Below are 11,765 nucleotides of genomic sequence, written 5' to 3'. Positions count from 1 at the left end.
TGACTAGGCCGACGGCGTATCCGTGCTGACAGGGGCCAGTCGTGGTGCGCTTAGGTCAATTTTCTGGCCGCGACGGCTGATATAGCCCTGCACCGGCGTATAGCCTACGGATTGCTTACCGTAATAGCCGGTGCCATCGTAGGGGCGCAGGTCCGGATCGGTTTTGCAGGCATCAGTGCAGGTGCCGCCATGCGCATCGCCACAGGATTCGCAGAGGGTAACGTGGTTGTTGCAGGCCGGGCTGGCGCAGTTGATCATGCGGCTGGTGGGGGTGCCGCAGCGGTAACAGACCGACACCGTGGTTGGATTCACGTGATTGACGTCGACCGTGACCCGGTTGTCGAACACGTAGCACTGGCCGTCAAAGTCAGTGCCCCCGGCTTCCATACCATATTTGATAATGCCACCGTGGAGCTGGTACACGTTCTGAAATCCCTGCGACAGCAGATAGGCGCTGGCTTTTTCGCACTTGATGCCCCCGGTGCAATACGTGATGATTTTTTTGTCTTTGAGATGTTCGATCTCGTGGACGTGTTGGGGCAATTCGCGCAGGTTCTCCATGTCGAAGGTGACCGCTCCCTTGAACCGGCCAACGGCATGTTCGTAGTTCGATCGCATATCGACCAGAACCACATCCGGATCGTTTTTGAGCTGCTGAAACTCCTCGGGTTCCAGGTGGATACCCGTTTGCCGGCGCGGATCGACGGGCAGGTCGGAGTGCACAATTTCCGGCTTTACCCGAACGTGTAGTTTCTGAAAAGTATGCTCGTCGGCCTCGTCGACCTTGAACTCGATAGCGGCAAAGCGCGGGTCGGCGTGGAGCGCGGCCATGTACGCTTCACAATCGGCGGTCAGGCCCGAAACGGTGCCGTTGAGTCCTTCGGGGGCTACAATTACCCGGCCCAGCAAGTTCAGCCGCAGGCACAGCCGATGATGCTCGTCGCGGTACTGATCGGGGTTCTCGATGGGTGAATAAATATAGTAGAGTAAGACGCGGTACGGTTTCATACAACAAAATTAACGTAAAACACTCGATAGTTAGCAGCGGTTAGCTGATAGGCGGCCCGATCGACTCACCTAATCACGGGGCGCGCCTGACCCGAATGCACATTGCCATTACAGGAAATATAGGCGCCGGAAAGACAACCCTGGCCGAAATGCTGGCGGCCCGATACGGTTGGGAGGTACTCTACGAGGCCGTGGAAGGTAATCCGTATCTGGCTGATTTTTACGCCGACATGCCGCGCTGGGCCTTCAACTTACAAATCTATTTTCTGAACAGTCGGTTCGCCCAGGTCAAAACAATTATGGCCATTCGGGAGGCCAATCGCGACAATCCCCATCAGGTGCATACCGTGGTTCAGGACCGTACGATCTACGAAGATGCCGCCATCTTTGCCCGCAACCTCTACCAGAGTGATCGAATGGCCGAGCGCGATTACCAGACCTATCTGAACCTGTTCGATAACATGATGAGTCTGGTGCAGCCGCCCGATCTGATGATTTACCTGCGGGCCGATCTGCCCAAACTCCGCGAACAGATCCAGAAGCGGGGCCGGTCGTTCGAGCAGCGAATTAGCGATGAATACCTGCTCAGCCTCAACCAGCTGTACGACCAGTTCGTCGACAAGTATGACCAGGGCGATTTGCTCATTCTGGATGTTAACACCCTCGACTATGCGGAGCGTCCGGCGGACTTTGCCGAAATAACCCGGCAGATCGACGAGCACCTGGCCAGCAGAGACCTTTCTACCCGCTGAGAAGCCTTCTGGATGTTAAAAGTCAATTTGTTAGCATACCGATCGGGGAAGGATGTCGCTATAAAGCCTTTCCTTGTCAGGAAAATTGGTTACCGAATAATTTATATTTTTGAAAATCTAATTACGGTTAATCAACTTTGGGTAACATTTGATAGGTTTGATTGTTTTTATAGGAACAAATGTTGGTTTGCAAGGTGATATAAAAATAGCTAGTCAGGCTGTACAGAACTGGCTCACAAGACAATATATTGAGAGGAGTTTACAAAGCCCGGTAGCCCTGCAACCGGGCGTTTGTTTTGCTCAATGCGTACGGAAACGAGTGTAAATTGTCGGCTCATAACGGGTGCGTATTTCGGTGATTCCGCTGATGAATGACCCGACTCAGGTTAAAGATTTGGACTGGGGCGGCTCATGAAAATAAGTGGACATAGTAACTAATAAGTCAGTAATGTGCTGATTTACAGCTGAGAGCTCAGGGTCTAGGCCATTTTTCGGCCTAACAGGTTTCGTGCCAGTGTTGCAAAGGTTAAATTAGTAATAAGGTCTATAGGTTAATTATTGATAGTTAATTAATTGATAATTAGAGTTTTATATAAAAATTTCCGTTTAATAAATAGGTAAAATAATTCAGCGACATGAATGCTGAACATAGGCACGGTTTTTGTTAATGTATTGGTAGAATAAAGTATATTGAGAATATCACAACGCCCGGTCGCCCTTGCAGCCGGGCTTTTGTTTTTAGGCCCTTATAGCCGGGCCTTCAGTTATCCCGTCCTTTTCTAATTCGATCTGCCAACTGGCCTCGCTAACTAAAAGGCGCGGTTGCGTAAAACTTAATTAGGTACACATGCTTGTCGATTCCACTATTCATCAGTATCAAATGTTACTACATGGTTGAAGCCAAAATACCGATGGGCTCAAAAAAGGGAGCATGGTGCCTACTCCTGCGAGGCCATATTAACGGTATTTTTTGATAAACTGATGAGTTTAAACCGGGCCGTTTTCACCCTGCCAGATCGGGCGACTATGCCTGAATGAGTAAATCAGCGACGTCTTGTGAGTGACTCTACTTGCAGATTCCTGCCCGCCTTTCGTTGATTATTTAATAAATGTGTACCTCGTCGGCACCTGGCTCATGAGTGGATATGTGCCGGCTGTAGTCACCAGTCGCGTACTCACCGCCCTGCGGACGAACACTGGAATGCCGGATCACAATGTCGGAAGTGATTCGTTCGGTTCGGGCCTTAGTCGCTTTGTCGGTATTTTCAATGTCCTGAATGCAGAGGTATGCGGCCCGGCTGCCCATCTCGAACCCTTTCGCCGTCAGGCTTGTCACCGCGTTTTCGAATCGGGCATGAAACGGATCGCCCCCACAAACGGCGAGTCCTAACTGACTGGGAATGTTCAGTTTAATGCTGCGCGCTTCCAATAAAGTGGCGAAGGCCAATTGGTCGCTGCCTGCTAGGATAGCATCTGGCGGGGCTGGCTGCTTCATCAACTTCTGAAACCCCACACAGCCATCCTGGTAGCCAAACCCTACTGTCTGTACCCGCGCTGTATCGTCACCTTTTCGGTAGCGGTCAAGGGCTTTTTCGTACCCCCGAATCTGCTCCTGGCAACTAATCAGGTGGGGCGGGCCGGTTAACAGGGCAATTCGGTTAAAACCTGATTTGAGCAGATGTTCAGTTAACAGAAACGTATGGGCTTCATTATCGAATACTACTTTATGGGCAGTAAAGCGTTCAGGCGCCCGGTCAAAAAACACCAGCGGCATGCCCTGTTGCTTTAACTGCCTGAAGTGCTCAGTTTTACGGGTTTGCTGCGATAGACACACAATCATCCCATCTACCTGATTTCCCATGGCTGAGGCCTGAAGCATTTCGCGCTCGTAGGTTTCGCCTGATTTACATACTACAACCTGATACCCTTTTCGGAAGGCAACCTCTTCGATGCCATTGAGGACCGAACTGTAAAAGAATTGCTGAATCTCCGGAACCAGTACGCCCAAGAGCCGTGTCCGGCGTTCGCGCAGGCTTTGGGCCTGGGTGTTGGGCTGGTAGTTCAGCTTCTTGGCCATATTCTTGACGGCCTCAACGGTCTCAGGTCGAATATCCGGATGATTACGCAACGCCCGGGATACCGTCGACGAGGAAATCTGAAGCTTTTCAGCAATATCAACAATGGTAACATTGGTACGGCGACTGCGGTCTAGACGGGGCATAGCTATGGAACAGGAGGGAAATAGATAGCGAAAATAAACGCCACAAAAATAATTTTTTATGCACACGTTCCCGCAAACGTTTGCATAAAATTGTGCAGTTGTATATTGAAAATGTGCTATTATAATTGTGCCAAATTTACTACTAACCCTTAACCAAGGCCAATTACAGATGAAACGCCTATACGCCTATTTAGCGCTGTTAATCACGCTTTGCTTTTCAATCCTGAACCCGGTGTTTGGTCAGCAAAAAGTGACCGGTATTGTCTTCTCAGGGACTGATAACTCGCCTTTGCCCGGAGCATCGGTGGTGATTAAAGGATCCGCTACGGGTACCACAACGGATGCCAATGGCCGCTTTACATTGACCGCAAGCCCTACGGCAACGCTCACCGTTAGTTTCATTGGCTACCAGAATACCGAAGTGGTCCTGGGAAATCGGACCGAAATCAGCGTGACGCTGGCTGCCGACGATAAGTCGCTGAACGAGGTGGTAGTAGTCGGCTATGGTACGCAGAAACGACGGGACGTAACCGGCTCCATTGCGTCAGTGTCGGCACAGGCTATTAAAGAGATGCCCATCACCTCGGCCGAGCAAGGCCTGCAGGGAAGGGTTGCCGGGGTACAGGTGATCCAGTCGAATTCGGCACCGGGTGGGGCTATCAGCATCCGGGTACGCGGAGGGAATTCAGTTCTTGGTGGTAACGAACCTCTCTACGTGATCGACGGCTTTCCGGTATATAATAGCATCGGGACGAACGACGGTCAGTCGCAGCCGACCAACCCATTGGCAACCATCAACCCCAACGATATTGTTTCGATGGAAGTCCTCAAGGATGCGTCGGCAACCGCCATCTTCGGTGCTCGGGGCGCCAACGGGGTCGTCATCATAACGACTCGACGCGGCAAAGCCGGACCCGGTACTGTTGATTTCGAAGCCTATTATGGTGTACAGACCGTTCGGCGTAAACTACCGTTGCTGAACGGTTCCCAATACATGGATCTGGCTAACGAAAAAGCCCGGAACCTCGGGCAAACCACCCTTCCGTTTCCCGATAAAAGCAGCTGGCCCGTCAGTACCGACTGGCAGGAAGAGCTATTCCAGGCGGCACCGATCCAGAATTATGCCCTGTCGTTCTCGGGCGGGTCAGAAACCAGTCGATACGCCATCTCGGGCAACTGGTTCGATCAGCAGGGCATCGTGATTGGCTCCGGCTTCAGACGGGGTTCCGTGCGGGTAAACATGGATAATACCATCAGCCGTAAATTGAGTCTGTCGACCAGCATCACCGCATCGCGAAGCATCAACCAGCAGGCCCGAACCAGCATTAATTTCGGTAATGGGGTGGTATATAACGCGTTGATCAGCGCACCGCTGGCCCCGGTGTACAACGCAGACGGCAGCTATTTCCGGGTCAACACCATTCCGGCAACGGAGCCGTTCGGTACCAATCCGCTGGCATTGGCTCAGGAGTTCAGTAACCAGCTGGTTACGAACCGGATCCTGGCCAATACGAACCTGACGTATGCTTTTTCGCCTGAGTTGGCGCTGAGTGTTCGACTGGGAATCGACTATAGTAGTGACCGTACCGACCGCTATTTTTCCCGGAAGCTCCCCGGATCGACCGGCCAGGCCAGTGTTTTCACGGGGGAGGGGTCGACCTACCTCAATGAAAATATTCTGACGTATAAAAAACAGATTGGAGCGAATCACAGCCTCGACGCCACAGGCGGATTTACCTGGCAGGAAAGCGTATTCTCGTCGCTGTCGGCCAGCTCTCAGAACTTTGCCGTCGACCTGTTTGGGACGGATAACCTGTCGGCAGGCAACAGTCCGGGTTTGCCCGGGTCGGGCCGGAGCAAAAACTCGCTGTTGTCGTGGCTGGGCCGAGTCAACTATGGCTTCAAGGACCGGTATCTGCTAACCGTTTCGGCCCGGACCGATGGGTCTTCCCGGTTTGGATCCGGTAATAAATGGGGGTTTTTTCCGTCAGCCGCGCTGGCCTGGCGGGTGTCCGAAGAACCGTTTATGAAGGCGGTGAGCTGGATTTCTGATCTGAAGCTACGCACGAGTATAGGCGTAACGGGGAACCAGGAAATTGGAAACTATCAGTCGTTAAACCGGCTCAATACCGTCACCAGCATTCAGGGCGTTACTCAGGCACCTGTGGTAGGCTTTGCCGTCACGACGATGGCGAACCCGGACCTGAAGTGGGAAACCACCACACAGTATGACGCCGGGCTTGATGTTAGCTTCCTGAATAGTCGGGTTAATCTAAGCCTCGATTATTACGTCAAGAACACCACCGATCTGCTGGCTCAGGTACCGGTCGCGATTTCATCCGGATTTAGCAGCATTTTGCTCAATTCTGGTTCTATCCGCAACCAGGGATTCGATGTTTCGATAGATGGGACAATCCTCAACCGCAGAAAATTGCGCTGGAATGCCGGGCTGAACCTGTCGACCAATCAGAACCGGGTACAGTCGGTAGCCGTTCGTGGGGGGCAGTTTTTTGCCCCGCTGATCACTTCACCCGTCGATTTGCCGGTCAACATCATCCGCGAGGGTCAGCCGGTGTCGGCCTTTTTTGGCTATGTCCGCGACGGCCTGTGGGGAGAAGACCAGGGCGCTACCAGTCTGATGCCTAACGCCCGGGCGGGCGAGCAACGGTACAAAGACCTCAATGGGGACGGCCGGATCACGGCCGACGACCGGACGATTCTGGGCAAGCCGAACCCCGACCTGATCTACGGCCTCACCTCGCAGCTCACCTACGGCCCCTTTGACCTGAATATTTTGTTTCAGGGTGTGCAGGGGGCCATGGTCTTCAATGCCAACAATTTTACCCTCAGTGATGTGTTTGCCCGGGGCAACAACCAGGTAGCCGACATCACTGACCGCTGGACGACCGAAAACAGAAATGTAAACGCCAAATATCCCCGCGCATCCAGCGTCAGTCCGCTGGTATCCGACCGTTTTTTCGAGGACGCTTCCTACTTCCGGCTGCGGAACATTCAACTGGGCTACAATCTTCCGGTGGGATCGCTGGGCGTAAAGTGGTTACGGTCAGCTCGGGTCTACGTGAGCGGCCAGAACCTGCTGACGGTGACGCGGTATACCGGGTTCGACCCGGAGGTAAGCTCAACGGCAGGTTCCGATCTTCGAAAAGGTGTCGATATCGGGGCTTATCCGGCGGCCAAAATGTGGACAGCCGGCCTGCGACTGGGTTTTTAACGCATTCTTAAACCGACAAGTAATCAACTCATGAACACACGTCAAACACTCCTCCGTCGGGGGCTGATTTCGCTGAGCCTGTCGCTCTCGCTGGCCCTGCTGCCGGGCTGTCAGGATTCGTTGCAGGAAGAGGTGTACAGTTTCGTATCGGCCGACAATTTCTATAAAACGGCCGCCGATGCCGAAGCCGCCGTTATTGCGGCCTATCAGCCTTTCACCAGCGACGATTATTTCAGGCGCAACTTTTATAACGTCGGTTTATTGGCCGACGATCAGGTGATGATCGGTAGGAATGCCACCTTCCAGGCCGTCGATAACTTCAATATTACACCCGACCACCCGTTTCATACGGCGCTTTGGCAGCAGATGTACCTGTGCATCAACCGGTCCAATACGGGCATCCAGCGGCTTCCGACGATTTCAATGGACGAAGCACGTCGGGCCTCCCTGGTTGGTGAGTGCCGATATGTGCGGGCTTACAATTACTTCAACCTGGTCCGGCTCTTCGGTGGCGTACCTATGCCGACAACAGAGATTCAGTCGACTGGTCAGACCAACAACCCGAAGGTGCCCACAGACAAGGTTTATGAGCAGATTGTAGCCGATCTGCTGGAAGCCGAGAAAGTACTGCCGCTGACACGCCCGGCTGCCGAATGGGGACGAGCGACCCGGGGAGCGGCTCAGACGTTGCTGGCAGAGGTATATCTGACTACAGAACGCTGGCAGCAGGCCGCCGATAAGGCCAAAGAGGTGATCGACTCAAAGCAATACCAGCTACTGCCGGATTTTAGGTCTGTTTTTTCCATCAGCAACGAAGCCAATGCCGAAATTATCCAGTCGATTCAGTTCGATGGGCCAACGATTGGTACCTGGTTCGCTTCCTTCAACCATGCCGGAGGCACCGACAACCCGAATTGTTTTCTGGGTAGCGCCAACTGGTCGGTAGAGCAAAAATCTGACATCTGGCTCAACTGGGATAGTAAAGACGGGCGCAAGGCGGCTTCGACCTACGATAAGTTTATCAACAAGGCAGGCAAACTTGTCAGCGTATTCGATTATCCCCAACCGTTTCCGGGCTTTGGCAAGTACAACGCTCCCAACGAAGTGTCAAACGGTAACAGTCCGTGCAACCCGATCATTCACCGCTACGCGGATGTGCTGTTAATTTTTGCCGAAGCTGCGTCACAAGCCGCTGCCAGCCCCCCGCCGGCCGCCTACGATGCGGTCAATCAGGTCCGGCGTCGGGGGTACAAAGTGCCGCTGAACGCTCCCTCGGAGTTCGACGTGCCGTTGGGTTTGAGCAAGGGCGCGTTCCGGCAGGCAGTTATCCGGGAGCGGAGCCTGGAATTTGTCATTGAAAACAAACGGCTATTCGACCTGATGCGCACGGGTCAGTTTCCGGCCATCATCAAAGCCCAGGGCAAAAACGTAAGGGAGGGAGCCACGTTGTTTCCCATTCCCCTTTCCGAACTTAACTCCAATCTGGCCCTTACACAGGCCGACCAGAATCCCGGGTATTGACCATGCCCGCCTGTCTAACGCTGATTCATTATTTATGAAACATATACGTTCCTTACGTCCACTTTATCTCGGATTGGCGCTGCTGGCTGCCGGTCTATGGCCACTGACGGCTCTGACCCAGTCGGTACGGCTCTCCACCACCCAAGCCACGCTGTCCGTCGACCGGCAGGGAAACCTGACCATTGCGCCGAAGGGGAGCGCGACCCTGACAACCCGCACGCCCCTGTCAAAACTCTGGAAGCTGACCCTGCAAAACCGCCTGGAAAGCACCATCCTAGCCCCAAAACTGGTAGAAGTACTGCCGGGGGCAGGCCCTGAGGTAGCGCAGACGGGTAATGAAATCGTCTTGACGTACAGTGGGTTGCAGGGCGGAGGGCATGCGCTGCCTCTAAAAGTAATGTTCCGTGTCGGAGTGAAAAATGATGCCTTTGTGTTTAGCGGCAACCTGAGTGTAGAGGCCGCTAAACCCGACGCGTCTCCGTGGTTCCTTCGTGACCTCACTTATCCGATCCTGTCCGAGATTCAGGCAAAGGATAGTAAACCCAGTGTTTATTGGCCCGAATCGCTCGGCCGATGCTATACTGATCCCGCCAGCCTGGGCAAACTGTCCTTCGATTACCCCAGTGGACGGGGCAGCATGCAATGGTTTACGATCAACACCCCCCAGCAGGGATTGTACATCGGGTGTCACGATGCAGACCGGACCAAGAAACAGTTCGAGGTGGCTTACCATACGCCCTCTGCATCGTTTAGTTCGGCCATCACCTTCCCGGTGTTTAGCCCCACCTACGTTGTTCCTGACATTCTGGTCGCTCCGTATGCAGGAACGTGGCATACGGGGGCAAAGCGCTACCGGACCTGGTATCTAAGTCAGTTTACACTACCGACGCTGCCGACCTGGGTAAAGCAGGATGCGGGCTGGTTTCTGGCCATACTGAAACAACAGAACGGCTACGTGATGTGGCGCTATGACGAGATCGACAAGCTGTGTGACATCGCGGACCGGTATGGACTCAAAACCCTGGGCCTGTTCGGCTGGGCGCATGGCGGACACGACCGACTTTTTCCTAACTGGATACCGGATGATTTACTGGGTGGGCAATCGGCTCTGAAAGCGGGTATCGAGCGCGCGCACAAACGTGGATTCAAGGTCATCCTGTATGCCAATGCCACCATGATGGATGCTACGAGCGAGTATTATAAACACGCCGGCAACCAGACCATGGCCGTTCGGGAGGACCAGATGGCTTATACCAGCAGCATCCGGAAGTACAACAGTGCCACGCCCGTCGTTTTTGTCGAAAGCTCCTACAGCTCAGCCTATTGGCGCAAAACGATGATGAACCTGGCCCTTCAGGCCCGGGAGCTGGGTGCCGATGGTATCCTATACGATCAGGCGGGGGTAAAGGGAGCCCTGCTGAATTTTTCGAAAATTCAGGATCATAAGCTACCCCAGGAATCGGGCACTAAATACCGGGTTATGATGCTTAACGAGATTCGAACGGCCATGAAAAAGCTGGACCCGGAGTTTATCATCATGACCGAAGCAACCCACGACGGCGTGCTGGACAATATCGATTACCACCACGGCTGGGGCATCGGTACCGCTATCGAACCCATCGGCTTTGGGTCGGCGCAGTATTCGTTTCCGGCCCTGTACCGGTACACCTTCCCCGAACTGGTCGAAACGCAGCGGAACGCAAACCCGATGATTACCCGCGCCGAAGCCAACTTCGCGACCGTGTATGGCCTCCGCCACGAAATTGAAAGCCGGTATGAAGAAGATGTAGACTATCTGGTGAAAGGGAAAATGCCCACCGCCGAGAGCTACGCTGAAGTAACCTACTACCCACCCGTTCCGGCCAAAATCAGAGAAGCCCCGGCCGAGGTCGCTACTCAATACGTACTGGATTTGATCCGGTTCGAAAACGCCCACGCGTCGTTTCTGCGGATGGGCACCTTCGTCGATGAAGAAGGCTTTCAGGTCAGTGGCCCCGATATTACTGCCAAAGGATTTCGGCAGGGCAACCAGCTGGGCATAGTGGTCTGGAATACAAGCCCGTCAGCGCATCGCTCCGTGACCATTAACGTGCCCGGTTACCGATTAGTAGAAGCCCACGAACCGGACCATCGGGCCGGCGGCACGGCGACTGTCTCCCCGGCAAGTACTCTAAAACCAAACTCGATCCGTCTGCTGATTTACGGAAAAAACAACTGATATGGCGAACGTAGTGAGAAGCCCTCAACCCAAACCCGGTTCGTCTGAACGGATGATGCCCTTACCCCTGGAAGGCAAAATTGCCTTAGTTACCGGAGCTGCGCGTGGCATTGGAAAAGGAATTGCCCTCGTGTTGGCCGAGCAGGGAGCTGACATCGTGCTGAATGACAAAAAACTGAACCTCGATGGGGAAGTCGTGGCCGAACAAATCCGGGAACTGGGTCGCAATCTGCTGGCCTACGAAGCCGATGTAAGCCGGGAAGATGAGGTGAAAGCCATGTTTACTGCTGTTAAACAGCACTTTGGCCGCCTGGATATCCTGATCAACAACGCGGGCACCTCACAAAACAAAAACATCTTCGAAATCAGCCTGGAAGACTGGCGTTACGTGCTGGATACCAACCTGACGAGCTGCTTTCTGTGCGCCAAAGAGGCTATGATGATGATGGCGGAACAGCAGTATGGACGCGTGATCAACATCAGCTCCGTAGTGGCGGAGCGGGGATCGATGTACGGCCATATGCACTACACCTCCACCAAGAGCGGGATGCTGGGCATGACCAAAACCCTGGCTCGTACGGGTGCCCCGCTGGGAATCAACGTTAATGCCGTGGCGCCGGGAATCATTGAGACTGAACTGATGCTGAACACCCACGGCGTGGAAGGCACGAAAAAACTTAGTGCCACCGTACCCCTTGGCTTGGGAAAGCCCCGCAGCGTTGGGCTGGCGGTTGCGTTTCTGTGTGGGGAAGGGGGCGACTACATCACCGGTACGGTGCTCGATGTGAATGGTGGAATGAATATGCGCTAGCC

General features: G+C 53.7%; 7 protein-coding genes. 5 read left to right on the top strand and 2 right to left on the bottom strand.

Annotated elements, in window-relative coordinates:
- Positions 1 to 3: 3 nt before the first annotated feature.
- Complete coding sequence (gene trhO / locus FBR45_RS16275) at positions 4 to 1,008, bottom strand: oxygen-dependent tRNA uridine(34) hydroxylase TrhO (RefSeq protein ID WP_138504200.1); 1,005 nt, start codon at positions 1,006 to 1,008, stop codon at positions 4 to 6.
- Positions 1,009 to 1,103: 95 nt separating this feature from the next.
- Between trhO and FBR45_RS16270 the strand changes: the two genes are divergently transcribed.
- Entirely contained in the window at positions 1,104 to 1,760 is a 657-nt protein-coding gene (locus FBR45_RS16270) for a deoxynucleoside kinase (RefSeq protein WP_138504198.1), read from the top strand.
- A gap of 1,102 nt (positions 1,761 to 2,862) precedes the next feature.
- Here the strand turns inward: FBR45_RS16270 and FBR45_RS16265 are convergent.
- A complete protein-coding gene (locus tag FBR45_RS16265) occupies positions 2,863 to 3,981 on the bottom strand; it encodes a LacI family DNA-binding transcriptional regulator (RefSeq protein ID WP_138504196.1) in 1,119 nt (372 codons plus the stop codon).
- Between the two features lie 169 nt (positions 3,982 to 4,150).
- Here FBR45_RS16265 and FBR45_RS16260 point away from each other — a divergent pair, with 169 nt between their 5' ends.
- Genes FBR45_RS16260 through FBR45_RS16245 form a run of 4 tightly spaced genes read left to right on the top strand, consistent with a single transcriptional unit; the run spans position 4,151 to position 11,763 of the window.
- Entirely contained in the window at positions 4,151 to 7,213 is a 3,063-nt protein-coding gene (locus tag FBR45_RS16260; protein WP_138504194.1) for a SusC/RagA family TonB-linked outer membrane protein, read from the top strand.
- A 30-nt stretch (positions 7,214 to 7,243) separates the two neighbouring features.
- Positions 7,244 to 8,734: a RagB/SusD family nutrient uptake outer membrane protein gene (locus FBR45_RS16255; RefSeq protein WP_138504192.1), complete on the top strand. Its 1,491-nt coding sequence runs from the start codon at positions 7,244 to 7,246 to the stop codon at positions 8,732 to 8,734.
- A gap of 34 nt (positions 8,735 to 8,768) precedes the next feature.
- Positions 8,769 to 10,952, top strand: coding sequence for a DUF6259 domain-containing protein (locus FBR45_RS16250; protein ID WP_138504190.1), 2,184 nt, complete (start codon positions 8,769 to 8,771; stop codon positions 10,950 to 10,952).
- 1 nt (position 10,953) lies between these two features.
- Positions 10,954 to 11,763: an SDR family NAD(P)-dependent oxidoreductase gene (locus tag FBR45_RS16245; protein WP_246082269.1), complete on the top strand. Its 810-nt coding sequence runs from the start codon at positions 10,954 to 10,956 to the stop codon at positions 11,761 to 11,763.
- Positions 11,764 to 11,765 lie beyond the last annotated feature (2 nt).

The organism is Spirosoma lacussanchae (assembly GCF_005870035.1).
In the GTDB taxonomy this organism is placed as follows: Bacteria; Bacteroidota; Bacteroidia; order Cytophagales; family Spirosomataceae; genus Spirosoma; species Spirosoma lacussanchae.
This window is presented reverse-complemented; position numbering and strand designations above follow the sequence as displayed.

Excerpts from the sequence above, each read along its gene's own strand:
- FBR45_RS16260 (WP_138504194.1), top strand. The coding sequence starts at position 4,151 with ATGAAACGCCTATACGCCTATTTAGCGCTGTTAATCACGCTTTGCTTT.
- FBR45_RS16270 (WP_138504198.1), top strand. The coding sequence starts at position 1,104 with ATGCACATTGCCATTACAGGAAATATAGGCGCCGGAAAGACAACCCTG.
- FBR45_RS16250 (WP_138504190.1), top strand. The coding sequence starts at position 8,769 with ATGAAACATATACGTTCCTTACGTCCACTTTATCTCGGATTGGCGCTG.
- trhO (WP_138504200.1), bottom strand. The coding sequence starts at position 1,008 with ATGAAACCGTACCGCGTCTTACTCTACTATATTTATTCACCCATCGAG.
- FBR45_RS16255 (WP_138504192.1), top strand. The coding sequence starts at position 7,244 with ATGAACACACGTCAAACACTCCTCCGTCGGGGGCTGATTTCGCTGAGC.
- FBR45_RS16245 (WP_246082269.1), top strand. The coding sequence starts at position 10,954 with ATGGCGAACGTAGTGAGAAGCCCTCAACCCAAACCCGGTTCGTCTGAA.
- FBR45_RS16265 (WP_138504196.1), bottom strand. The coding sequence starts at position 3,981 with ATGCCCCGTCTAGACCGCAGTCGCCGTACCAATGTTACCATTGTTGAT.